Annotated in this window: 18 protein-coding genes; 9 read left to right on the forward strand and 9 right to left on the reverse strand. The window is 60.2% G+C overall.

What is annotated here, in order from left to right:
* Positions 1-75: 75 nt before the first annotated feature.
* From R3C19_08590 to R3C19_08610, 5 genes are read right to left on the reverse strand one after another with little or no spacing between them, the layout of a single operon-like run.
* Positions 76-3042: a response regulator gene (locus R3C19_08590; protein ID MEZ6060404.1), complete on the reverse strand. Its 2967-nt coding sequence runs from the start codon at positions 3040-3042 to the stop codon at positions 76-78.
* Positions 3039-4418 carry a methyl-accepting chemotaxis protein gene (locus tag R3C19_08595; protein ID MEZ6060405.1) on the reverse strand — a complete coding sequence of 460 codons (1380 nt, stop codon included), beginning with the start codon at positions 4416-4418 and terminating at the stop codon, positions 3039-3041. Before R3C19_08595 ends, R3C19_08590 begins: the two co-directional genes overlap by 4 nt.
* Positions 4415-4864: a chemotaxis protein CheW gene (locus R3C19_08600; GenBank protein ID MEZ6060406.1), complete on the reverse strand. Its 450-nt coding sequence runs from the start codon at positions 4862-4864 to the stop codon at positions 4415-4417. Before R3C19_08600 ends, R3C19_08595 begins: the two co-directional genes overlap by 4 nt.
* Before the next feature lie 25 nt (positions 4865-4889).
* Positions 4890-5321 (reverse strand): hypothetical protein, encoded by a 432-nt coding sequence (locus R3C19_08605; GenBank protein MEZ6060407.1) that lies wholly within the window; start codon positions 5319-5321, stop codon positions 4890-4892.
* 18 nt (positions 5322-5339) lie between these two features.
* Entirely contained in the window at positions 5340-5699 is a 360-nt protein-coding gene (locus tag R3C19_08610; GenBank protein ID MEZ6060408.1) for a PilZ domain-containing protein, read from the reverse strand.
* Positions 5700-6116: 417 nt separating this feature from the next.
* On the opposite strand from R3C19_08610, the gene R3C19_08615 reads away from it, so the two are divergent.
* Positions 6117-7694 (forward strand): sugar porter family MFS transporter, encoded by a 1578-nt coding sequence (locus tag R3C19_08615; GenBank protein ID MEZ6060409.1) that lies wholly within the window; start codon positions 6117-6119, stop codon positions 7692-7694.
* A 251-nt stretch (positions 7695-7945) separates the two neighbouring features.
* Positions 7946-9754: a tetratricopeptide repeat protein gene (locus R3C19_08620; protein MEZ6060410.1), complete on the forward strand. Its 1809-nt coding sequence runs from the start codon at positions 7946-7948 to the stop codon at positions 9752-9754.
* A 29-nt stretch (positions 9755-9783) separates the two neighbouring features.
* On the opposite strand, the gene R3C19_08625 is transcribed toward R3C19_08620, so the two are convergent.
* Positions 9784-11289: a Gfo/Idh/MocA family oxidoreductase gene (locus R3C19_08625; GenBank protein MEZ6060411.1), complete on the reverse strand. Its 1506-nt coding sequence runs from the start codon at positions 11287-11289 to the stop codon at positions 9784-9786.
* Positions 11290-11776: 487 nt separating this feature from the next.
* On the opposite strand from R3C19_08625, the gene R3C19_08630 reads away from it, so the two are divergent.
* Entirely contained in the window at positions 11777-12766 is a 990-nt protein-coding gene (locus tag R3C19_08630; protein MEZ6060412.1) for a DUF1559 domain-containing protein, read from the forward strand.
* Between the two features lie 97 nt (positions 12767-12863).
* On the opposite strand, the gene R3C19_08635 is transcribed toward R3C19_08630, so the two are convergent.
* Together R3C19_08635 and R3C19_08640 are read right to left on the reverse strand one after the other, a co-directional pair.
* Positions 12864-14096, reverse strand: a complete 1233-nt coding sequence (locus tag R3C19_08635; GenBank protein ID MEZ6060413.1) for an LL-diaminopimelate aminotransferase — start codon at positions 14094-14096, stop codon at positions 12864-12866.
* A 346-nt stretch (positions 14097-14442) separates the two neighbouring features.
* Complete coding sequence (locus R3C19_08640; GenBank protein ID MEZ6060414.1) at positions 14443-14700, reverse strand: hypothetical protein; 258 nt, start codon at positions 14698-14700, stop codon at positions 14443-14445.
* Positions 14701-15119: 419 nt separating this feature from the next.
* Between R3C19_08640 and R3C19_08645 the strand changes: the two genes are divergently transcribed.
* From R3C19_08645 to gyrA, 6 genes are all read left to right on the forward strand, one after another.
* Complete coding sequence (locus tag R3C19_08645) at positions 15120-17114, forward strand: ABC transporter ATP-binding protein (protein MEZ6060415.1); 1995 nt, start codon at positions 15120-15122, stop codon at positions 17112-17114.
* Positions 17115-17243: 129 nt separating this feature from the next.
* A complete protein-coding gene (locus R3C19_08650; GenBank protein MEZ6060416.1) occupies positions 17244-18221 on the forward strand; it encodes a class I SAM-dependent methyltransferase in 978 nt (325 codons plus the stop codon).
* Positions 18222-18401: 180 nt separating this feature from the next.
* Positions 18402-19646, forward strand: a complete 1245-nt coding sequence (locus R3C19_08655; GenBank protein MEZ6060417.1) for a PQQ-binding-like beta-propeller repeat protein — start codon at positions 18402-18404, stop codon at positions 19644-19646.
* Positions 19647-19659: 13 nt separating this feature from the next.
* Complete coding sequence (locus R3C19_08660) at positions 19660-19995, forward strand: hypothetical protein (GenBank protein ID MEZ6060418.1); 336 nt, start codon at positions 19660-19662, stop codon at positions 19993-19995.
* A 10-nt stretch (positions 19996-20005) separates the two neighbouring features.
* Positions 20006-20242, forward strand: coding sequence for a BON domain-containing protein (locus tag R3C19_08665; GenBank protein MEZ6060419.1), 237 nt, complete (start codon positions 20006-20008; stop codon positions 20240-20242).
* A 327-nt stretch (positions 20243-20569) separates the two neighbouring features.
* Positions 20570-23350 carry a DNA gyrase subunit A gene (gene gyrA / locus R3C19_08670; GenBank protein MEZ6060420.1) on the forward strand — a complete coding sequence of 927 codons (2781 nt, stop codon included), beginning with the start codon at positions 20570-20572 and terminating at the stop codon, positions 23348-23350.
* A gap of 28 nt (positions 23351-23378) precedes the next feature.
* Here gyrA and R3C19_08675 read toward each other — a convergent pair whose 3' ends face one another.
* A complete protein-coding gene (locus R3C19_08675) occupies positions 23379-24287 on the reverse strand; it encodes a hypothetical protein (protein MEZ6060421.1) in 909 nt (302 codons plus the stop codon).
* Positions 24288-24623 lie beyond the last annotated feature (336 nt).

Consider the following 24623-nt stretch of genomic DNA (forward strand, 5'->3'; position numbering starts at 1 on the left):
AAGTATCGCCGACGGCACGAAGGTCGTGCTTCGCTGCAAGTCTTTGCTTCGAAAGTCCGTCGCGGAGGAATGGATCTACCGGACGTTTCGGGATTCCTGTGACGTTTGAAGTGTTCGAGAAAGAAGTTCAACGATTTGTGTGACGGTGGTTTCCGTGACCGGCTTGTGCAGCAGGGCGGCAGCCTTCAGATCCTGAATGGAAGCAGCCGTTTCGGCGTCATCCCGGGAGCTGACAATGATGACGGGAATCTCAGCAAAACGTTCGCTGGCTTTGATTTCGGCCAGCAATTCCAGGCCGCTTGTGCGAGGCATGTCGATGTCGGTGATGACGGCGCTGATTCCACCGGCTCGCAGACGTTTCATGGCCTCGAAACCGTCGTCGGCTTCGGCCGTCGAGTATCCGTGAGCGGCCAGTTTTCGCGATAACGTGCGGCGGATCGTGACGGAATCGTCGGTGATCAGAATCGTGTTCGTCCGAGTCGAAGTCGGCACAGTGCGTTCCGATGCCGGTGAGTCGATCGGCAGAAAGCCGGACTTCGACGGGGCCGTCTGAGCCCGTTCGATCAGTCTGGGCACGTCCAGCAACAGGACCGTTTCGGCCTGCCCGGACAACGTGACTCCCGCAAACAACTCGTGTCCCGTCAGCATGGAAGGCAGCGACCGCACGACAACTTCTTCGACGCCGACAACTTCGTCGACGGCAATCTGCACACTGCGAAGCGACAGGACGGTCCGTCGCGTCGAAGATGCCGGCGGCAGTCCCAGCAGTTCTCCCAGTTGAAGAACCGGCTGCCGCTGATCGGTTTGTCCCGTTGAGGTCTGTTCCACGGCATGCATCGGCAGCGCGAACAGTTGACCTCCCACGCGCACCACCATCGCATGTTCGATCGCCGAACGCAGCGGGATCTGCAGTCGAAACGTCGTCCCCTGCCCGGTCGTCGATTCGATATCAATCCTGCCGCGAAGCCGGCGCACCCAGGAATCCACGACATCCATTCCGACTCCGCGGCCGGACACGCGGCTGACACCCGTGCGAGTCGAAAAGCCGGGATGAAAGATCAGTTTCCAGAGTTGTTCGCGACTGACTGTCTGTCCGACCGGCAGCAGACCGAGTTCCCGGCCGCGATGTTCGAGCTGTTCGTCGTTCAGTCCGCGGCCATCGTCGTGAACTTCGATGTGCAGATGCGACATGTCCGATCGTGCCTGCAGAGTCAGAGTTCCCGCTGCCGGTTTGCCGCAGGCCGAACGTTCGTCAGGCGATTCAATTCCGTGACTGACGGCATTGCGAACAATGTGCATCAGCGGTTCGAATAAACGTTCCTGCAGCGATCGGTCGACTCGCGTTCCCTGCCCGATCATGCGCAGTTCGACGCTTCTGCCTTCCGTTTTCGCGGCGTCGCGAACGGAACGCTGCAGCCGCTGAAACAGTCCGCTGACGGGAAGTCGCCGCAGGTCCATCAGTTCCTGCCGGAAGCGACCGATGAGGTGCTTGACCGCTGAGTTGTCTTCGTAAAGCGGTTCGCTGACTTCGTGAACCGAACGGCCGAGTTCCGTGACGTCGTTGGCAAGTTCCGACAGTGATCGCGACAGCCACATGCTGCTGGCCGGCGACGGCCGGGACGGTAGAATTGCGGACTCCTGCGGAACCGCGGTCAGTCGATCGCGAAGCCTGCTGAAGGGACTTGCGCTCACGAATTCCGTGCTGGCGTTCAGCGACCGCAGCCGTTTCGCGCAGCCGTTCAGTTCGCGCTGCAGATCCCGCAGAGTCGTCACGTAGGTGTCGCGCCGGTTGCGCAGCATCACCAGTTCTGCCAGCAGATCCATAAGCTGGTCGAGCCGAGACGCTTCCAGCCGAATGAAATGCTCCGGTGCCGATTCCGCGCGGCGAGCATCCGGAGTTGTCACCGTGGTAGAAGACGGTAACTCCGGCTGTGCTGCGGTTGCCGGCTCACCTGTCCGGGCCGCTGAGCAATGAACTTGCGGTCGTTCGACGGGACGATTTTCGGTTGCAGATTCCGATCTACCCGACGCAACTGTTAATGAAGGTAACGATGCGGCGACTGCGCTTCCCTGCTGCGATGACGTGCCGGTCAGTGTCGTAAGCTGTTCGCGGACCACGTCGATTCCGCCGAGCAACAGGTCGACGTCCAGCGCCCGGCCGGCGGCAGCCATCGCTTCAATTCGATCCTCCAGTCCATGCAGCCACGCCGCAAGATTACTGAGCCCCACCGTACCGGAAGCACCTTTCAATGTGTGCAGTTCGCGGCAAAACTGGCGAGCCAGTTCGGCCGGCTGCTGACCGGAATCGAGATCCAGCAGCGTTGCCTCCATTCCCTGCAGACACTGCTGAGCGTCGTCGATGAAAGCGGCCAGCAGTTCCGGGTCATCGATAGCGTCAGTCGCATCCGGAGCAGGCAGCGCTTCGGCCGACGTTGCTGGCGTTCCGGGACCCTGACTCCGCTTCGCCGTCGTTTTTTCAGAAGAACTCTGCGGCAAGGCGGCCGGAACGGGTTCCTTGTTCTTCGGCACCGAAGTATTTCCCAGCGATGCCAGCACCGACGCCAGGTCAATACCTGCGACCGCTGCTTCTTCGTCGAAGGATTCCTGCGTCGTTTCGGAAACCAGTTCGTCCCACCGCGGATCATCACCGCCTGCGGCGAATGGAGACGCGTTCACATTCGAAAAACGTTCATTCGGCGACAGCAATTCCAGAAAGTCGCCCCAGTTTGCAATGGCCGTGGATCGAATGTCCTGCAACAGATCCTGACTTTGTCCGCCGCAGTCACGCAGTCGCGGCAGGGCGTCGGTGCGACAAAACTCGACAATCTCATCGGCGCGGGAAGCGGCGTCTTCTTCACGGCGGAACGATTCGGCCAGCTTCAGAAGATCGATCAATGTTCCAAGCGTGGCGGAAAGAGGTTCGTCGCGCGTATCGATAGCGCATTCGGCCAGCGGTGTCAGTTCTGCAAGCAGGACTTCGATGTCAGCGGAACCGGACACCGGTTGACCGGGTTGTTCCGTGTGTGTTGCGGTGTCGCTCATCGACTGAACTCCCCGCGTTCAACGGCCGTGACGAGTTCATCAGCGGCGGCTTCCGCGTCCAGCGACGGATCTCTGCCGGAAGATCGCGGAACAACCGAGCGCTGCGCGGTGACGGACATTTCCGCGTGGTCGTAATGGAACAGCGGTGACAGCCGTTCCTCCAGATCCTGCGCGGCGGAGACCAGATCCGTTGTCGTGTAACGAATGCCCTTCGCCTGTTCCTGAATCCGGTCGGAGAACTCCGCCATCTGCTGCATGGCCTGCACAATGTTTTGAGTTCCCCGAAGCTGTTCTGTGCTGGCCTGGGAGATTTCGCGAACCCGGTCAGCGGAATCCGTGGACGTCCGGCTGATGCGTTCCAGCGTGGTTCCGGCTTCGCTGACTCGCAGAACTTCCTGATGGACCTGCGCTCGTTCGTCGGCCATCGTGGAGATCGTGTCCTGGGCTTCCAGTTGAATTGATTCCACCAGTCCGGCAATTTCGCGAGACGCGGTGGCGGTGCGTTCGGCCAGTTTTCGGACTTCGTCAGCAACGACGGCAAATCCGCGTCCTTCCCGCCCGGCTCGGACGGCTTCGATCGAAGCGTTCAGCGCCAGAATGTCGGCTCGCGACGAAATGGCCGTCATGGTTTCGACAATCGAACCGATTTCCTGCGACCGTTCTCCCAGCGACAGAACTTTCTTTTCTCCGACTTCGACGTGCGCCCGAATTCGGTCCATGCCGCCGATCAGTTCCCGCACAAGTTCCAGCCCCGTGGCAGCGGCATGGGAGACTTCCGCGGCGGCGTTGCTGGCCGCTTCGGCGTTGCTGGCCACGCGATCAATGTTCTGAGAAAGCTGTTCCACCGACGTCACCGTGCGGCCGACATTGCTTGCCTGCTCCTGTGCTCCCCAGTGAGCATCGTTGGCCGACTGCACGATGTCGTCGCCCGATGTCAGAATGCGGCCTACATCGCGCGCCGCCATCCTGACCAGCCGACTGAGCGCCGAGCGCAGCATTTCGCCGTTGGCGTTCGGTCGGAGCCGGTCGACATCGGCGGATTCCGGTTCCAGCCTCGCCAGCAGTTCATTGACGTCGCGAACCAGACAGCGCTGCACGGCGAACGCCGACTGAACTCTGGAGGTGACGTCGCTGAGTTCTGCCATGGCCGGCGGTTCCGCCGCCGCGTCGACGGCCAGCAGCGCCGCTTCCATTTTCTGAAGCGAGCGAGCGAACTGCCGAAACGTCAGCACCGCAGTCGCAGCCGCCACCAGCAAACCCACCGTCGCCGCTGTCACAACAACGGAGGCAGAAATTCCGGCGGCAAAGCTCAGCAGCGAGCCGGCAACAATCGCCGTCAGCAGATGACTGATTAGCAGAGTTTGTCGAAAGCTCATGGTTTCACCGATTCCAATTCCTGTTCAACCAATTCGCGAAAGCGGACCGGATCCAGAATCTGAACAACGTTGCTGTTGTGCGCGGCCCAGCCAATGACGGCCGTGGTCGCAGCGGTGTCCGACTCCGGCGCGTCGGAAAATTCCAGGTTCGCCAGCGACGAAACCTCGTCAACCAGTACGGCCCAGCAGCCGTCGGAATCGTCCACCACCAGCATCAGACGGTCCTGCAGGTCACTGCCGTTCTGACCTTCATCATTCAGGTTCAGGACGGGAATGAATTCGCTTCGCAGGTGGCAAAGTCCGGCGAACCGTGCGGGCGTGGCCGGAACCCGAACCAGCGGTGGACTGGGAAGCGCTTCACGAACACTGGTCGCCGGCAGTGCCAGCCACTGACTTCCGTGACGAAAGACACAGTGTGTTCGGCGATTGGCGGAGTCGGTGTTCATCGCGAGGTCGCTACCTGTCGAGTGACTATTGCTGCGGAGATTGCTGCTGCGGCTGCTGTGAAGGTTGCTGTTGCGGAGAGCGCGAGTCCGCGGCCCGAATTCGGTCGGTGATCTGACTGGCCAGCTTCGCCAGCCTGTTCGGCGGCTGAGCGGATGACGGAACGGACTGCTGACCGGTGCGGCGGGCTTCCGGTCCCGCCGTTTGTTCTGTGGGAACAGGCTGCGTTGCTGCTGAACTTCCGGCGGGATTCCAGTCAGGCCGCGCCGGCGAACCTGCGAGGCCGTCGGTCGGCGGCGGCGAATACGGCGCAGTCGGCGGCTGCTGAAGCTGCTGTATCAGCTCCTGAAGCCTGCTGAAGTCGCGTTCGAAGAACGAGCGCACCTGCTGCTGCAGTTCCTGAGTTGTTTCCGCCGCGTGGCCAGTGCAGCGTTTTTCTGGTGTGATCTGGATGACCATGGTGCGTTTGCTGTTCGTCTATTTCACAAGACCGCCGCTCACGTAACCGTCGTCGCCGAATCGGCGGCACCACTTGAAAGTGACTTCGAACTGTTCCGGAAAATGCTGACACGGTCTCCGGGTCAGACACAGAACCGGAGAACCGACGGGCAGCGGGCTGTGGTGCAGCACCGCGATTCCCATCCGGTGCGGGCGGATCGACCGGTCGATCGAAATGTCTCTGACGATGCCTTCAACAGTCCGATGGCCGACGTGAATTTCCAGCTCCGCGGGATACGGCACTCGTTCGGCACTTCGGCGGTTGTCGAACGTCGCATCGGAAGAATGAAATCCGGCGACAGGAGATTCCGGCAGCAGTTGCGGCAAAGTATCCAGCATCGTTTCAGAGCCCTGGGATGTTCCTGACCAGCGAGTGTGCGTCGCTGTTCGCGTGATTCGCGACCTTCGAAACGTAGGTCGCAAATCCGCGACGCGACGACGAAAACGGAGGGACCGGTATCGCACACACGTCAGCGCCGTTGACGAATCGCGACGCGCCGCAGCGGATGATTCGCGAGGTCAACGTTGGTTCGGGAAACGGCGGGAGTTCCCGCGTGCTCGAACCGCTGCAATTCGCACGACCGCATGGGAACCGCGCTGGTGGGATTTCCCCGCGATCGGATCATGTCGCCGGCAGGAACGCTGTTCCGTTACCTTCGCGCGGCGCGGCGGCGCTGGCGTTCCGGAAACTGACCGGATACGCTCGCCGCGCGCATTCGGCGTCGAAACGGCATCCCCTCTGGCGAGACATCCCGTATGAACAACCGCGTAATCCTCTGGGCTTTGACTTCGGCGCTGGCCGGATTCCTGTTCGGCTTTGATACCGTGGTCATCTCCGGCGCGGAAAAGACGATTCAGGCGCTGTGGAAACTGAATTCCTCTCAGCACGGCTGGGCGATGAGCATGGCTCTGTGGGGCACCGTGGCCGGAGCCTTCATCGGCGGCTGGCCGACGGATCGCTTCGGCCGGAAGCTGACGCTGCTGGGAATCGGAATCCTGTACTTCGTATCGGCGGTCTGGTCGGGACTGGCGACCGACGTGTATTCGTTCATGATCGCCCGCTTCATCGGAGGCGTCGGCGTGGGCATTTCGACCGTCGCCGCGCCGCTGTACATCTCCGAAATCTCTCCGCCGGAAAGCCGCGGTCGTCTGGCGGGGATGTTTCAGTTCAACATCGTGTTCGGAATTCTGATCGCCTATCTGTCCAATTGGATGCTTGGCGAAATCGGCGAACACGCATGGCGCTGGATGCTGGGCGTCGAAGCGATTCCCGCGCTGGTCTACACGCTGCTGTGCTTCAGCCTTCCGGAAAGTCCCAGGTGGCTGCTGACCAGTCGCGGCGATCGCCGGAAAGCCGTCGAAGTGCTGCGGCAGGTCATGCCGACGGCATCCGATTCCGATCTGGAATCAAAAGCGTACGAAATTGCGGCGACGGCAAAGCAACCGGAAGAATCCCGACGGTTCTGGACACAACGGCTGCGCATTCCCATTCTGCTGGCGATCCTGCTGGCGTTTTTCAATCAGCTTTCCGGCATCAACGCCGTGCTGTATTTCGCTCCCCGAATCTTCGGACTGACAGGTCTCAGTGACAAAGCAGCTCTGCTGAATTCCGTCGGGATCGGATTGACGAATCTGGTGTTCACGTTCGCGGGGCTGTACCTGATCGACCGGCTGGGACGCCGTTCGCTGCTGTATATCGGATCGGTGGGCTACATCGTGTCGCTGGGAATGGTGGGCTGGGCGTTTGTGACGTATGCCGTTCCGTTCAATGTCGGCGCCAAAGCGATCGACCTGAACTCCGCCGCGGACCGACTTGAAAAAGAAGCCGAAACGGACGAACTGCAGAGAAACCTGAACACCGCAAAACAGGACTTCCTGACAGCCACATCCTCGCAGGGTTTCACGGGCACCGCGGTTGACGAAGCTCAGCTTGCGACGCTTCCCGGCGCGCGAGCCGCCGCGGATCAGGCTCTGAATGAAGCGTCGGCCGCATCCCGCATCGGCGGCCTGATGGTGTTGATCTTCATCTTCGGCTTCGTGGGAGCCCATGCCATCGGCCAGGGAGCGGTGATCTGGGTCTACATCGCGGAAATCTTCCCCAATCGCGACCGCGCGGCGGGACAGTCGCTGGGCAGTTCCACGCACTGGATCTTCGCCGCTCTGCTGACGAAGTATTTCCCGCAAATGGTGACTTCATTTCCGCCAGGCTATGTCTTCTTTTTCTTCTGCGGCATGATGGTGCTGCAACTGATCTGGGTGAAGCTGATGGTGCCGGAAACCAAAGGCGTGTCGCTGGAAGACATCGAAAAACAGCTCGGGATTCGGACCGAGTAGATTCCGTCCCGGGAATCGCCTGCCGACCGCGTCGTTTGTCCGCTTCCGGAGGCGCGCCTGCCGCGCGGACGTTTTTTGCTGGCCGCGGCGAACACTGATGCTTTCAGCACGTCTTAACCCACGAGCCCGAACGCCTCATTCTTACCCGTGAGCGGTATATCTGTCGCCAATTCCGGCGAATCGTGTACTCGCCGCCGGACGCTCGATTACACTGAAGCGTCATTGCGTCTCAGTTCCGTCGGGAATCCGTGATGTCGGCAGCCGCAACTCCATCAAGTCGAACGATCCGCTGGATCGCAAACCTTCCGTTTGATTCAGCGCTGTTTATCGGAACGCCGCTGTTGATCGTTCCGCTGATTCTGGGGATTGCGTTCTTCGTTGCCGACGAAAACGTGTTTCTGGTGATTTCCACGTTCGGAGCGATGGGCCATCACGCTCCGGGCCTGATGCGGGCCTACGGCGACCGAAAGCTGTTCCGGCGGTTCTGGCTGCGGTTCACAATCGTTCCCGTCGTCACGCTGTCGACGTTTCTGATGTTCTCGCTGCAGCAGTTGCCCGGCGTCACACTGATTCTGGTGTTCTGGTCAATGTGGCATTTCATGATGCAGACGTATGGCTTTGGACGGATCTACGACGCCAAGGTCGGAGCCACGGAAGTTCGCAACCATCACCTGGACTTCGCGTTCTGCGTCGCGTGGACGGGACTGTGTGTGCTGTATGCTCCCGGGCGGGTCAGCGACATTGTGGCTTTGGCGCTGAAGTCCGGTGTGACGTCTACCGCCAGCATTCCGGTTTCGTCGTTCCGACTGCTGTGGACGGTGGGGACCGCTGCGATCACCGCCATCTTTCTGGCGGATCTGTCACGCCGAATGGCAACCGGCCGACCCGTCAATCCGGCGAAGCTGCTGTTGTTTACCGTGACGTTTTCCTTCTTCTGGCTCTGCGATGTCGGGATCAGAAATCTGGTCCTGGGCATTGCCATGCTGGAACTGTTCCACGACGTTCAGTACCTGGCGATTGTCTGGCTGTTCAATCGCAGCCGAGCGGACAAGGACCCTTCGGCCGGCACGTTTACTCGGTTTCTGTTCCGCCCGGGATTCGCCGGTTTGTACATCGGAATCGTGGTTGCCTACGGATTCGTGGCTTTCGCCGGGAAGACGCTGGCGTCCGACACGTTTCAACATGTGCTGCTGAGCGTGATCGCGACGTCCAACGTGCTGCACTTCTATTACGACGGGTTTATCTGGAAGGTCAGAGAACCGGAAACTCGCGAGGCGCTGGGCGTTGACGAATCCGGCGGTCCCGTGACGTCCGTCCGACAAAGAATCAGCAGTCTGAGACAGAAGCTGGCCCATCCCGCAAAGTGGGCGGTGCTGCTGACCATTCTGGCGGGACTGATGGCCGCGGAACGAAGGTCTCCGATGACCGAACTGGATCAGGCGCGAGCCGTCGTCGATCGCGTTCCGGATTCGTCATCAGCACGCATCGCCCTGGCTCAGCGATTGCTCGAAGCCAAAGACTACGACGGCGCCATCGCCGAATCCAGGGCTGCCAGCCAGCTTGGCCGGCCGGATTATCGGATTCACAAATGTCTTGGCATCGCACTGGCTGCCACCGGTCAGCCGGCTTCCGGACACCGAGAACTGGAGCGCGCGTTTGAACTGCATCCCGATGATCCGCAGCTGCGATTCCATCTGGCAATGGGCTACATTCGTACCAATCAGCGCGATCTGGCGCTGCAGCACCTGACAGCTTCCGTGGAACTGGATCCGGAAGACCCGATCACTCGGTACAACCTTGGCGTGCTGTACATTGCTCTGGGAAATGAGCGGCAGGCTGTGGACGCACTTCGGACGGTCATCCGACTGAACCCCGACTTCGCCGAAGCGTACCGTCCGCTTGGCGAAAGCCTGCTGAGTCTCGGCGAAACCGAAGCCGCGCTGCAGGCCTTTCGCGACGGTGTGAAACGCAATCCCGACGACCACGACCTGGCTCAGCGACTGAAGGAAGCACAGGCCGCACCCGCAGTAGAAGACGGCTCCCGCGCACCGTCCGACTGACAGCCACCATTGCGGAACTTCGTTGCCGATCACACGGGTTCCGGATGTTCCCAGCCGCTGCGGTAGGACCGGCGAAGTCGCTGGTTGGCTTCCGGGTCGCCGATGACTTCGTGCTTCACCGGATCCCAGTGCAGAGTTCGCCCGAGTTCCAGCGACAGGTTCGCCAGGATGCAACTGGCCGTTGAGATATGGCCCTGCTCAATATCCGCCACCGGCCGTTCGCGCGAATCGATACATTCCAGGAAGTTCTTCATGTGAGCACGGATGGCCGGCGCGACATGCTTTTCCAGATCCTTTTCGGTCTTGTCGACGGGATACTGGTCAAGTTCCATCACGACGTCACCGTGAATTGGTTTGCCGCCGCCGGAGGGAATGAAGTCGTACTTGTGGACGCTCAGCTTCAGCGTTCCCTTGCTGCCATAAATCGTCGCTCCCCACGGATATTCGGGATCCGGAGCGTTGCCCCACGTGCGATGCTGCCAGATCACGGGAAAGTCCGGATGCTGAAACGTTGCCGTCTGAGTATCCGTGGTGTTTGCCTTCGCATCGGTCTGCACCAGAATGCCGCCGTTCGAACTGATGTGGGTCGGCCAGCCAAGGTTCAGCATCCAGCGAACCATGTCGTACATATGAATGCACATGTCGCCGACGATGCCGTTGCAGTATTCCATGAACACTCGCCAGCTTCTGGGATGCACCAGTTCGTTGTAAGGCCGCAACGGAGCCGGACCGGTCCACATTTCATAGTCCAGGTATTCCGGCGGCGTGGAATCCGGTGGGTTCGCCTGAGACCGCATGTGGTAGTAGCAGTAACATTCGACAAGCCCGATGTCGCCCAGCAGACCCTCATTGATGATGCGGTCCCGCGCTTCAATCAAATGCGGCGTGCTGCGGCGCTGAGTACCGACCTGAACGACTCGCCCGGTCTTGCGCGCCGTCGACAGCATCGCCTGCCCTTCCACGACATCGACGCTGATCGGTTTCTGAACCCAGACATCGAATCCTTTGTTCATCGCGGCAATCGCAGGCAGCGCGTGCCAGTGGTCGGGAGTCACGACCAGCATGATGTCGAACGGCTCCTGTTCCAGCATCTGCCGATAGTCGGAAAAAGTGCGCGGCGACTTTCCGGATTTCTGTCGCTGCGACGTCAGTTCTGCGGCTTCCGCCAGCATTCTGCTGTCGACATCGCACAGTCCGGTGACTTCCACGTCTTCAACCTGAAGCAGCCGGAACAAGTCACACTTGCCGTACCAGCCGGTTCCAATCAGCCCGACTCGCCGCGGAGCCGTTGCGGAACCTGCAAACAACCGAGGTGCCAGTCCCGCCACCGCCGCCGCGGAACCCGCCTGAAGAAATGTCCGTCGCTGCATGATCGATGGTCCCTGAATGAACGTGTGAAGATCGGTCGCCGCCATTCGCCGGTTGAACGCCCAAAGCGCAAGCAGAATCCCGAGCGGAACCGACTCTCGCATCGTAAACGCGCTACAGCCGGAATTCACGTCCGCCGGACGTTCGCTGGCCGGGAGTGTGTTCACGCGTCCGGCGAATCCGTCGAGCTCTCACGGACGGGCTGTAACTCCAATCGTGCGGTCGGCGACATTTTCGCGACCCGCAGGGACACAACTTCGCTTGTCACCGACGAGAAACCGGAATTCACCCGAAAAAACCAACGGACGATTCGCTGCGTTACTCGTACTGAATGGCCGTGACGATTATGCCCATTCAGTCAATGTGCGTTGTTGGATTCGGAAAACGGGTGGCACCGGAATACGACATTCCATGCGGTTGCGGAATCTGCGTCACCGACGCCCAATCACAGTCGACACCGGGAGGAGTGCCATGCAGCGAGATTTCCGTTTCGCGAGTCGAACCGCCGTTCCGGACTGACATTGTTGGAGTTGGTTGTTTGTATCTGTGTGGTGCTGGTCCTGCTGGCACTGTTGCTGCCTTCAATGAACCGGTCAGTCATTGATGCCCGCCGAACACAGTGTCTGAACAACCTCAAGAACATCGCCTTCGCACTTGAACCTGGCAACATCGCGCAACGGACGTCTGGCGGCTCAGGGGTACTATCCGAAAGTCGCGATTGACTCGTCCGGCAACATCACGGTGCTGAACGGACGAAGCTGGGTCGTGGAGTTGCTGCCACATCTTGGTCGCCAGGATCTGTTCGACAGTTGGAATCTCAATAGCGCGTGGGACAACGGCGTCGTTCCGGGGCCTGATGGAAGTTCCACGAACCGAGAGATCGCGGCAACTTACCTCCAGGTGCTGATATGTCCTCACGATGAGACAGTATTCCAACAGCCCGGCGGACTGAGCTACGTGGTGAACTGCGGCATCGGAGATCGGAACTTCACCGCGTTTTCGCGAGGCGACTTTTCCGATCGGTCGGATCTGGGTCACGCTTTTCAGATCGAACCATTTGACTGGGACGGAGACGGGATTCTTCCGCCCAACGATCCGGACGACATCGCGATCACTCGCGAGATGGGCGTGTTCTGGCCGGAATTCGGATTCTTCAGCGCCAGCTCCGACGACACAACAGAAACCGGCGACATATCCGGGAGTGCGAATTTCCAGGACATCCACGACGGGGCGAGCAATACCATCCTGCTGACCGAAAACGTGAACGCCGGCATGGCACCTGGCTCAACATTCAACTCGTGGGCGAATCCGCAGTTGTCGAATTGCGGATTTCTGTGGCCGGTCAAGCCCGCCGCGGTCAATCCGGCGATTGCCGGAACGGGTCTGCAAACAATCGTGGACGAATCGGCCGGCGATCCGCGAATCAACGCCATGAACGATGGTCAGCACGATGGCCAGGCTCCATTTCCGAACTCCATGCACTCCGGGATAGTCGTCGTCAGTTGGTGCAGCGGATCCGTCACGACGCTCAGCGAAGACATCGATCCGTCCGTCTACGTGCGTTTGCTGACTCCCGGCGGAATCCGGCCGCGAGATATTCCCGGATTCATGCCCGAAGCACCCGTCAGCGAAACCGATTTCTGACGCCGCATCCGCCGTGGCGCGGTCTTGCCGGTTCGGTCGACGGCAGCGGTGAAACGAAAAGCCCCGGCGTTTGTTGTGGACCGCATCGTTTCCCGGGCTATCCGATCGCGTTGCGGAAGCGGTCCAGTGCGGCTTCGACATTAGCGCGGCTGTTGAAAGCGCTGAGTCGGAAGTAGCCTTCGCCGGAAGCACCGAAGCCGCTGCCTGGTGTGCCGACCAGATGGCCTTTCTCCAGCAGCAGATCGAAGAACTGCCAGCTTGTGAGGTTACCGGGAGTCTTTAGCCAGACGTAGGGCGCGTTCTCGCCGCCGAACACCTCAATGCCGACCGCCTGCAGTCCCTCCCGCAGCAGGCGCGCGTTGGTCATGTAGAACGCAATCAGGTCCTTCATCTGTGCTCGCCCGGCTTCCGAATACGCGGCCGCCGCTCCTTTTTGAACCACGTAAGAAGCTCCGTTGAACTTGGTCGACTGGCGTCGATTCCACAACTGGTGCAGCGAGACGGAACTTCCGTCCGACGCCGTGACTTTCAGATCTTTCGGCACCACCGTGAACGCACAGCGGACGCCGGTGAAGCCGATGTTCTTGCTGAAACTGCGGAACTCAATCGCCACCTCCCGCGCACCATCGATTTCAAAAATCGAATGAGGAATCTCCGGGTCGGAAATGAACGCTTCGTAAGCGGCGTCGAACAGGATGATCGCCCCATGGACCTTCGCGTAGTCGACCCACTTCTGCAGCATTGCGCGCGACGCGACGGTGCCCGTGGGATTGTTGGGATAGCACAGGTAGATCAGATCGACCGGTTCCGACGGCAGTTCCGGCACGAAGTTGTTTTCCGCGTTGACCGGCAGATAGACCAGCCCGGAGTAACGGCCGTTGTCGTCGACCGGTCCCGTATGGCCCGCCATCACGTTTGTGTCGACATACACCGGATAGACCGGATCCGTGATCGCAATGCGGTTGTCGTTGCCGAAGATGTCCAGGATGTTGCCGGTGTCACATTTGGAGCCGTCGGAAATGAAAATCTCGTCGGCCGACACGTTGATTCCGCGAGCCTGATAGTCCTGAGCGGCAATCGGGTCGCGCAGAAACGCGTAGCCCTGTTCCGGTCCGTAACCGTGAAAAGTGGATCGGCTGGCCATGTCGTCAACGGCCGAATGCATCGCGTCGATGACAGCCGCCGGCAGTGGTTCCGTGACGTCGCCGATCCCCAGCCGAATAATCTGAGCATCCGGATGAGCTTCCGAAAACGCTTTGACGCGACGGGCAATCTCCGGAAACAGATATCCGGCTTTCAGTTTCAGGTAGTTTTCGTTGATGTGGACCATGTCGGACTGGTTTCAGGAGATGTTTCGGAGATGTGCGGCCGTCGAACCTGACTTCCGCTGCCTGCGGTCGTTTTCGCATGTTCGCGCGACTCGCCTTTGCGAGTCGAAGCGAATCCTGTCGCATTCACCGCTGAGAATGATGAGCACACGCTTCGCTTCGACGAACCGGCACGACTCAATTCGGAACCGTGACCGGAGCGACGCGTGCGCCGGGACGCTGGTACGTCGCAGTTCGGGACGCGGAAGTGTGAGCCACCGCACGTCCAACTTCAAACCCGGCGCATAAAAAAGCGAGGATGCCGATCAGACATCCTCGCTGAGAGAAGCTCAATCCGATTCTCGGCGACTATTCCGGCGCGGCGGTGTCGTCGCCGGCATCGTCAGCAGGAGCCGCGTCGTCAGCAGGCGCTGCATCGTCGGCTGTCGGAGCAGACACTTCAACACCACCCGGAGTCGCGGCGCCGCCTCCGGTGTCAGCGCTGCCGGAACTGCCTTCGGGAGCCTTTGCTGCCCCGCCAGTCGATTCACCCGCCGGCTGACAACCCAAAACGAATGATGTTGTCGCGGCCAGCACAAATACGCTTAACCATTTTCTTAGTTTCATAACCCAGCCTTTCAAAACACGCGCGGAATGTGAGTTTCACCCAGAACCTCGATATCCGCGGCAAATTCACGTTCATCGAATATTCATCGATGGCACAGGGTTCAATTTTCCAGATCCACAGCGAATTTCAACCGTGGTCCGGGTGCAATGCCGCGAAGTATCAGATTTGCGAAAATTGCGTTACGTCCCGCGTTTCCCGAAGCAGGTAGCAGGTGGCCGTTAGTCTCGCAAATCCGATATTGTGCCAAATCGCGACATCTGCCACATTCTGAAGTGAGCCTCGAGCGGCATTCGCGAGTACGCGTGCTGACCAGATCCTGTTGCCGGCGACCGGGAAACGGGGGCGTCGTCCTGCGGCTGGCGGAAGGAACGGAACTGCCGCTTGCCGTCTTCCCGATACCTGTTCGTTCTGCAGACTCATGCAACAGATCTTTCTGCTGGGCACATTCATCTGGCCGTACCGCCGGCGACTGATCCTGTCGGTCATCTGCGCGATGCTGGTGTCCGTGCTGTGGTCCATGAACCTGTCGATCACGTTTCCCGTGGTCCGCGTGCTGTTTGTCGACGACAGTCTGCATTCGTACGTTGACGGGCAGATATCGTCCTACAAGGCGGACATCCGAAAAAACACGACGATCCTGGACGGGCTGCGGGACGATCAGATCCCCGAACGCGCGCGGATTCAGCGCCGGCTGAACGATGCTTCGCGGAACCTGCTGTTCAATCAGTGGCTGAAGGATGTCGTGATGCCGCTGGTGCCCGACAACAAGTTCCGGACGGTGCTGCTGATTCTGGCGGTCGTCGTGCTGGCGACGGCCGTCAAGGGTGTGGCCATCTATGTTCAGGAACTGCTTGTCGGCGCGGTGGTCCATGCTTCCGCGAATGACATCCGGGCCGCAGCCTTCGACAGCGCTTTGCGGCTGGATTATCAGTCGCTGAACGCACTGGGCACGTCCACTTTGACATCCCGCCTGACGAACGATGTCACGGAACTGAGCGTGGGCATGCGAATGTTCGGCGCACAACTGGTCCGCGAACCTCTGAAGGTTGCCTGCTGCATCATCGCGGCACTGTGGTTCAACTGGAGGCTGACGCTGGTCTCGCTGCTGGTCCTGCCGCTGATCGGCCTGCTGTTTTATCGGTCGGGACGCATCCTTCGCAGCGCCGCGCGAGACACGATGGAGACCATGTCCGGCATCTACCACCGGGTGTCTGAGACGTTCGAGTCCATTCGCGTGGTCGTGGCGTTCGACGGAAGGCCGCACCATGAACAGCAGTTGCGGAAGGCCAACGACGAGTACTTTCAGCATTCCATGAAGATGGTGAAAGTCAGCGCCCTGATTCGGCCGGTGACGGAACTGCTGGGAATTGTCGCATTCAGTGCGGTTTTGATTCCCGGAGCTTACATGGTGCTTAACGACACCGATCAGATCTGGGGAGTCAAGCTGGCCAACGGACCCCTGGGAATCGCGGAACTGACGACGCTGTATGTTCTGCTGGCTGGAATCCTGGATCCGGTTCGCAAGCTGTCCGGCGTGTTTCCGCAGTTCAAGCGATCTCTGGGTGCTGCGGACCGCGTATTTGAAATTGTCGAGCAGCGGACGGAAATTCCCGAACCGGACGTTCCGACACGTCTGACGAAACACGGCGGAAGTATCACGTTCGACAACGTCTCGTTCCATTACCGAAACGCCTCGCCGGACCCGTCCGGCAACCTGTTGACGCTGCAGAACATCGATCTGGAAATTCCGTTCGGGCAGGTCGTCGCTGTCGTCGGCGGCAACGGGTCCGGCAAGTCAACTCTGCTTAGCCTGCTGCCGCGACTGATGGATCCCACGCAGGGCGAAGTCCGCATCGACGGCGTTGATACCCGAAAAATGCCGCTGCACGATCTGAGAAAACAGATCGGCCTGGTGACGCAGGACACGATTCTGTTTGACGAATCCATCTACGACAACGTCCTGTACGGCTGCCCGGAGGCCGACGCGGCTCAGGTCGAGGCCGCCATCCGCAATGCTCACGCCGCGGAATTTGTCGCGCTGCTGCCGGAAGGGCTGAACACGCGAGTCGGGCCCAGAGGACAGAAGCTGTCGGGAGGCCAGAAACAGCGGCTGGCGCTGGCGCGGGCCATCGTGCGGGATCCGTCGATCCTGATTCTCGACGAAGCGACTTCCGCCATCGACGCGGAAAGTGAAGTATTGATTTACAGGGCGCTGAAACGATATGCCCAGGGACGCACGGTGTTCGTGATCACTCACGTTATCAGTCAGACGTTTCTGGACCTGATTGACCGCGTCGTGGTGCTGAATCATGGCCGTGTGATTGCCCACGGCACTCACGACGAATTAGTGCGGACCTGTCCCGAATACGGCCGGCTTGTGCAGCCGGACGGCGGCACTCGAAAGGCCGCCTGACGGCGAAACGGGTGGGTTTCCGGCCTGCCTTGGTCGGCCAACAGTTGAACGACATCGGACTCGGTGTTCCGCACTTTTCCCGACACCGTTCCGCCTTCGGGCAGAGATGCCACCACGGAGACTGCGAAGATGGAAACTTCAACGCCCTGCGACCTCTGTCAGCAAAACGACTTCGCGACGGTTGCCGACCGCGATCGCCACGGTCGACCGCTGCTGACAGCCATCTGCCGTCACTGCGGTCTGGTGAGGCACGCGACGGTGCCGACTGAGTCCGAACTGCAGCAGTTCTACTCGACGATTTATCGCGAGGAATACAACGGCGAACGCACTCCGGGGCCGCGGCGAGTCATGCGGGCCTGGAACAACGGCGAACGGATCTGTGGCCAGGTGGCTCCGCTGCTGCCAAGGAACGCTCGCGTTCTGGAAGTCGGTGCCGGCATCGGGTGTACAGTGAAAGTCTTTGAACGAGCCGGTTTTCGCGCCGAAGGCATCGATCCCGGCGGTGAGTTCCTGAAGTTCTCACGCGATCAACTGCATACCAATGTGCGAATCTGCAACCTGTATGATCTGCAGCCGCAGCACCAGTACGACGCCGTATTGCTGGTGCATGTGATTGAGCATCTGAGATCTCCGTCAACCGCCGTGAAACAGATCGCCGGCCTGCTGAAGCCGGGTGGAATGCTGTACGTCGAGTGTCCGAACCTGCAGGCTCCGTTCGCCCGTCGGAGTCAGCTCTTCCACGCTGCTCATATCTTCAACTTCGTGCCGGAGACGCTGCAGTGTCTGGCACAGGCATGCGGATTTCGGCTTCGCAAACGCTTTGGAGACCAGCAGGACGTTAATCTGCAAATGCTGTTTCAGCACACCGGCGAATGCCGCCTGGACATCGATTCCCGCGTTTGCGGCGAAACGGTCGAGGGCCTGAATCGTGCGAACCCAGTGCCCTATCACCTGCGGTGGCGATATCTGACCGAACGATTTCAAAAGGTCGCCGGGTATGCTCGCGAGCACCTGTCGTCGAAAACGTTTGTGAGCGACCTGATCGAAGAATGCGGCTGCGGTCCCGAGGATCACGAACACCAGCCGCCATCATCACGAGCGGCGTAGCAGACTCCAAACGGCGATCTGCCCCGAGCCTGCCTGCTTCGTTCGTCCGACTTCTTCCCTTTGGCCTTTGGCCGGGAACAGAGCAACGCCGCGCGACGAGACTCCTGCTGGTTGAAGTCGCTGCAATAACAGAAACGGGAAATCATTACCTCACGAGCAATTCCAGAGGGGAGCACCAGGATGATCGGTCGGATCGGACAACTGTTGATTGCCTCCGCGCTGCTGAACGGGACAGCCTGCGCCGACGACTGGGCTCAGTTTCTGGGACCGCATCGCAACGGCCATTCCGCGGAAAAGGGATTGATCGACACGTTTCCACAGGATGGTCCGGCCGTCGTCTGGCGGACTGCACTGGGAGTCGGCATGTCGGGAATCGCGATTGCTGACGGCACCGCGTTCACGCTGTATCAGGACGACGACGACCAGTTCGCGGTTGCTTTAGATGCCGCTTCCGGCAAACCGAAGTGGCATAAGAAGCTGGCGGCGGCCTACATGAACGGAATGGGCAACGGTCCGCGAGCGACGCCGACAGTCAGCGACGGCAAGGTGTTTGTGTTCACAGGCGAAGGTATTCTGTCAGCGCTGAACGCGGAGTCCGGTGAAGTCGCCTGGTCCGTGAACGCCGTCTCCGAAGCAGGCGGCGAGCCCGCGGAGTACGGCATGGCTTCGTCGCCGCTGGTCATCGACAAGACCGTGGTCGTCCATGCCGGCGGCGAAACGGGATCGGTCGCGGCGTTCAACGTCACGAACGGAAAGAAGATCTGGCAGGCCGGTACCGGGGCCGCCGGCTATTCGGCACCGCTGGCAATGACATTGTCCGGCCGAAAGCAGGTCGTTTCGTTCGTCGGAACGTCCGTGCTCGGCATCGATCCGGCTTCCGGGAAGGTGTTGTGGCAGCATCCCTGGATCACCGACTACGAATGCAACATCGCCGGTCCCGTTGCGTTGTCTGCGGATTCGCTGCTGATTTCCTCCGGCGAAAATCACGGTGCGGCTGTGCTGAAGATCGCCGGATCGGGGGATTCCCTTCAACCGGAAGTCGTCTGGCAGTCGGAAGGCCCGGACAGCGTTCTGCGAGCCGAATGGCAGACTCCCGTTCTGATCGACGGCTACCTTTACGGCATGGACAACATCGGCAGCGCGGGACCGATCACCAACCTGGTGTGCGTGCGAGCGTCCGACGGTGAACAGGTCTGGCGAAAAGACCGCTTCGGCAAGAGCAACCTGATTGCCGCTGACGGAAAGCTGTTTATCAGCACGATGAAGGGAGAACTGGTGATTGTAAAAGCCACTCCCGACGGCTTCACTGAATCCGCGCGAGCTGAAGTGCTGGGGATGACGCGGCAGGCGCCGGCGATCTCGGGCGGGCGGCTGTATCTGCGTGACGATCAGGAAGTCGTCTGTCTGGACGTCCGCCGAAAATGACCGCAGAGCCGGCATGATTCCCGTTTGCCCGTTGAAGCCTTGGGGCGAAAGTCCGGTTTACGGGTACCCGGGCACACGTTCGCTGCCGCTGCAGAATCGGGAATTTTCGGATTCCTGTTATGGAGCACCGGGATTCGTGGCCGATGAAATCCGCGCCGCGCTGCGTGACGGTGCCCGACACGTGTCAGAACGCGTGATGCGACCGGAACTGTCGATTCGATCGTCACAGTTCGCCGGAATTGTCCCGCCGGACGTTGACAATTCGCAACGAATTCCGGCAGACGGTACTCCTGTCGGCAATCCTGCGATTAAGGAAATCCTCCAGACCGTCTCCCGCCAGATTCTCTGACCCCGGTGCCATGCAGAATCCTTCTTCTGAACGTTACTTGCGAGTGGATCCGCAACACGAATTGCAGCAGATGCTGCGCCGGACGGCTGTTCGGTTGTTCGGAAACGCCGTGGACGTTTCCCTGAATGATGATCACGTGCTGCTGACCGGACGCGTTGCCAACTGGCACGAAAAGCAGCTCGCTCAGGAGACTGTCCGTCCACAGGCGATGCCGCGACCGATCCGCAACGAAATCGTCGTGGCCTGATCGACACGTCGTCGCGGCTGCAATCGCAACCGCTGCCTTTTCGGATCGAACGAAAGACGCGCTCCGCGCTCAAAACGCCGGATAACCGGTGATTTTTGACACTGCCGGGGGCCGCTGCCGGTTCACTTTGGACCGCCGTTCTGCTATATTTCGTCGCGTCAAGTGCGGATGCGTAACTTGATTTCAGCCAATGCTTTATGGCACGAAGCGACTGTTGCCGGGGTGGCCGGTCGGTGCTGATGTCAGGCCGGCAGCGGCAAGTCGGCGGAATGCCCGCGGATGGTCTGATTTTCGACGTCGGGCAGCTCGCCCAAAGGAGTAATTCGGTTGTCCACTGACGATCCCACTGGTGAGATTCCCGTTCCCGGTGACCCTCGCATTCTGCGGACTGACATTCAGGACGAGATGCGGAACAGCTATCTGACGTACGCGATGAGCGTCATCATCAGTCGTGCGCTGCCGGACGCTCGCGACGGCCTGAAACCATCACAGCGCAGAATTCTGGTCGCGATGAACGACCTGAATCTGGGGCCGGGAGGCAGTCGGAAAAAGTGTGCCAAGATCGCCGGCGATACCAGCGGCAACTATCACCCTCACGGCGAAGGAGCCATCTATCCGACGCTGGTCCGCATGGCTCAGGAATGGACCATGCGCGAAGTTCTGATCGACAAGCAGGGCAACTTCGGGTCGCTGGCCGGACTGCCTCCCGCAGCCATGCGTTACACGGAAGCCAGGCTGTCCGGCGCCGCGGCCGAAATGCTGCGGGATCTGGATCGCGACACCGTCGAGTTTGCTCCGACCTACGACAACGACCGCTTGGAACCTGTCGTCCTGCCGTCGCGGTTTCCTAATCTGCTGGTCAACGGTTCCACGGGTATCGCCGTGGGAATGGCGACCAGCATGCCGCCTCACAACATGGCCGAAGTGTGTGCCGCGGTGATTCAGATCATCGATGAACCGGATTCGTCGATTGACGACATCCTGGAAGTTCTGCCCGGTCCCGATTTTCCAACGGGCGGCATCATCTGCGGCCGGATGGGCATTCGTCAGGCGTATCTGACCGGACGGTCAACGATCACGCTGCGAGCCCGCACTCACTTTGAAACCGAAAAGAACGCCGACGTCATTGTCGTCACAGAGATTCCATACCAGGACACGCGCGACCGCATCCGGGAAAAGCTGGAACTGCTGGTCCGCGACGAACGCATCAAGGGCATCGCCCGCATTGTCGACCTGACGGACCGCACGATTCCGCAGTGGCAGGTTCGTTTGCACATCGTGCTGAAACGCGACGCCGACAAGGACGTGGTGCTGAATCAGTTGTTTCAGTTTTCTCCGCTGCAGACAACGGTCAGCATGATTCACCTGGCGCTGGACGGCAATCGTCCGCAGTTGATGAACATTCGCATGCTGCTGGACGCGTTCGTGCGGCATCGCGTCGACGTGATTCGGCGGCGGACGGAATTTCTGCTGCGGGAAGCTCGCCGGCGCAAGCACACCGTCGAAGGGCTGCTGCTGGCGCAGGTCGATATCGACCGTGTGATCCGGACAATTCGCGAATCCGCCAGCCGAGCCGCCGCGAAGGATGCTCTGCAGAAGATTCCCGTACCGGCGGAGATGGTCGCGAGGGCCCTCGGCGAAAAAGGATTCGCCGACTATCAGCAGGAACAGGGAGTCGCCGATGAATACTTCCTGTCAGCGAACCAGTCCGAAGCGATTGTCTCCATGCAACTGGGTTCGCTGGCCAACCTGGAACGCGAAAAACTGCAGGGCGAACACGCCACGCTGCTGGACAACATCGCCGATTACCTGCACCTGCTCAGCGACGAAGCCAACATTCGCGCGGTGATCCGGCAGGACATGGAAGAGCTGAAAGCGAAGTACAGCGACAGGCGCCGCACGACAATCAGCGATGAAGAACTGGGCGAATACGACAAGGAAGCGCTGATCACCGAAGAATCCATGGTGGTGACGCTGTCGCAGCGCGGATACATCAAGCGGACTCCGCTGCACACGTACGAAGCTCAGAACCGCGGCGGCAAGGGAATTCGCGGAGCCGCCTCCGACGAAGAAGATGCCATCGAGCACCTGTTCGTTTCCAGCACGCACGATTATCTGCTGTTCTTCACCGACCGCGGTCGCGTTCACTGGCTGAAGGTGTATGACCTGCCGCTGCAGGCGCGCACCGCGAAGGGCCGGGCTCTGGCGAATGTCATCACGCTGGATGAAAACGAAGGCATCTCCAACTGCTTCAGCGTGCGGTACTTCCCCGACGATCAATACCTGATGATCGCAACCCGCAAGGGTCTGGTGAAGAAGACGTCTTTGTCCGCGTACGGCCGGCCGATGAAGGGCGGTATCATCGCCATCCGTCTGGATGACGACGATGCTCTGGTCGACGTCAGAATTGTTCAGGGTGACGACGACGTCGTGATCAGTACGTCGGGAGGCATGGCGATCCGGTTTTCTCACGAAGACGCGCGGCCGATGGGCCGGGCCACCCGCGGCGTGAAAGGCATCAACCTGTCGAAGGACGAAGTTGTCGTCGGAATGGTTGTCGCCGAGGAAGACCACACGCTGCTGACCGTCTGCGAAAAGGGCTATGGCAAACGGACACCCTTCGGTCCGGGCGTGACGGCGACCGATGACGAAGACGAATCCGGCACGGAAACGGAAGCTGACGCCGACAGCGAAAGCGCCGTCAGCAGCAGTGCTCAGTATCGTCGTCAGCGACGCGGCGGCAAGGGGCTGCGGGACATCAAAACGACCGCTCGCAACGGCAGCGTCGTCGACGCGCTGTCCGTCCGCGATGATGACGAAGTGCTGATGGTGACGTCGAAAGGCAAGATTCAGCGACTGAGGGCTTCCGACATCAGCACCATCGGACGAAACACGCAGGGAGTGCGAATCATTCGTCTGGACGACGACGATACTCTGGCATCCTGCGCCGTCATTGCCAGCGAATCTCTCAAAGAACCGCCGGCCACCTACGCGACCACGCCAGCCGCAACCGCCAGCGCCGCGACCGAACCCGCAGTTCCGCCGGCAGCGGCGCCGCCGATCGATGAAACGGCCACTGACGACGCGACCGGCGACGATTCGGAGTAGCTTCCTGTTGCCGGTTCACCATAGTCGATCACGCTCCCTGGCGAGCGATCTCGGCCGCGTCGCGCCAGAGTTCGTCGCTGAGTCGAATGATGTCGATGACCGTCCAGATCGCCAGTCCGGCAGAAAGCAGTTCTCCCACAGGCAGCGGACCGTCCGCGGCGGACATCAGCGCCGCCGCCGCTCCTCGCGCGGCGAAGCGCTTGGCAACAGCCTTCCAGAAATACTTCCAGCCAACAGTCGCCGTCGCCGCCACCGCCAGAGAAATGCCGAGAGCTTTGGCAAGATCACTGAGCTGCCGATTGGACTGAAAGGCGGGCGCCAGATCGATGGGACGAAATCCGCCGGTCCCCTTCTGTTTGTTGATTTCCCGCACGATGTAGGCCAGCAGCAGAGCCAGAGTCGCCAGTTCAAGTGTGCCGTTGGATTCCAGACACAGCTTGTAAACAATCAGTCCCGGAAGCACTCTGCGGACGCGCAGAAAGACTCGCAGTGCCGTGCCATACGACGCGATGTTGTGATCGCGTGGCGTGAAGACGCTGCCCGCGCGATAGGGCAGCCGGTAGTGCAGATAAACGGCGCTCAGTTTGCCGACCTTGTCGGCACCTTCCTTCATGCCGTTCGTGGACTCCGGCTTGACTTCATAGAATGCCTTTTCTGATGGCTTGTGGACCAGGAAATCGGGAATCTTCGCCAGCTTCTGCGCCCACGCTCGCGCGAAGTAATCCCGCTGCATCTGTTCGGTGAAATGCGGATTATTGGCTGCCAGAAACAGCAGGTACGCGGCGGGATTGTGGTGATCCCGAAACACCTCCGTGCCCTGCCGAACGTACGTTTTGAGAAAATCCGCGTAGATCAGTTCTTCCGCGATGGCACCGAAAACGGACGCCTCGGTGCTGGAGATTCCCGGGATCTCGCTGGGAGCGATACAACCCTGCATGTCAGTGCCTCCTGTCAAAAGTCGATACCGTCAGAATCCGGCGGTGCGTTGTCGAGGCCCGACAGTTGGAATTGCGGACATCGCCGGCGGCTTTGCTTCCTGGAAATGAATGCCGCCAGCCGCGAAGTTCCGCGACCGGAAGATCATCGCACGCGGCGCCGGCCGGATCAAGAACCACCGCAAAGCCTTCCTTCCGCGGGAGTGCGAAGGCCATGGCGGTGAATTCTGAGATAGGCTCCGGGACGATCCGCGACGCCTGAGTTCCCGGCGCCATGCCTTGACGTTCGCGTCGTGAAAAGTCCATGCTGCAGCCGCGAAACCGAAAGCGACTGAAAC

Source organism: Planctomycetaceae bacterium, from assembly GCA_041398785.1.
Lineage (GTDB): Bacteria > Planctomycetota > Planctomycetia > Planctomycetales > Planctomycetaceae > JAWKUA01.

Coding starts and splice junctions, on each gene's coding strand:
- R3C19_08590 (MEZ6060404.1), bottom strand. CDS start 3,042: ATGAGCGACACCGCAACACACACGGAACAACCCGGTCAACCGGTGTCC.
- R3C19_08595 (MEZ6060405.1), bottom strand. CDS start 4,418: ATGAGCTTTCGACAAACTCTGCTAATCAGTCATCTGCTGACGGCGATT.
- R3C19_08600 (MEZ6060406.1), bottom strand. CDS start 4,864: ATGAACACCGACTCCGCCAATCGCCGAACACACTGTGTCTTTCGTCAC.
- R3C19_08605 (MEZ6060407.1), bottom strand. CDS start 5,321: ATGGTCATCCAGATCACACCAGAAAAACGCTGCACTGGCCACGCGGCG.
- R3C19_08610 (MEZ6060408.1), bottom strand. CDS start 5,699: ATGCTGGATACTTTGCCGCAACTGCTGCCGGAATCTCCTGTCGCCGGA.
- R3C19_08615 (MEZ6060409.1), top strand. CDS start 6,117: ATGAACAACCGCGTAATCCTCTGGGCTTTGACTTCGGCGCTGGCCGGA.
- R3C19_08620 (MEZ6060410.1), top strand. CDS start 7,946: ATGTCGGCAGCCGCAACTCCATCAAGTCGAACGATCCGCTGGATCGCA.
- R3C19_08635 (MEZ6060413.1), bottom strand. CDS start 14,096: ATGGTCCACATCAACGAAAACTACCTGAAACTGAAAGCCGGATATCTG.
- R3C19_08640 (MEZ6060414.1), bottom strand. CDS start 14,700: ATGAAACTAAGAAAATGGTTAAGCGTATTTGTGCTGGCCGCGACAACA.
- R3C19_08645 (MEZ6060415.1), top strand. CDS start 15,120: ATGCAACAGATCTTTCTGCTGGGCACATTCATCTGGCCGTACCGCCGG.
- R3C19_08650 (MEZ6060416.1), top strand. CDS start 17,244: ATGGAAACTTCAACGCCCTGCGACCTCTGTCAGCAAAACGACTTCGCG.
- R3C19_08655 (MEZ6060417.1), top strand. CDS start 18,402: ATGATCGGTCGGATCGGACAACTGTTGATTGCCTCCGCGCTGCTGAAC.
- R3C19_08660 (MEZ6060418.1), top strand. CDS start 19,660: ATGATTCCCGTTTGCCCGTTGAAGCCTTGGGGCGAAAGTCCGGTTTAC.
- R3C19_08665 (MEZ6060419.1), top strand. CDS start 20,006: ATGCAGAATCCTTCTTCTGAACGTTACTTGCGAGTGGATCCGCAACAC.
- R3C19_08675 (MEZ6060421.1), bottom strand. CDS start 24,287: ATGCAGGGTTGTATCGCTCCCAGCGAGATCCCGGGAATCTCCAGCACC.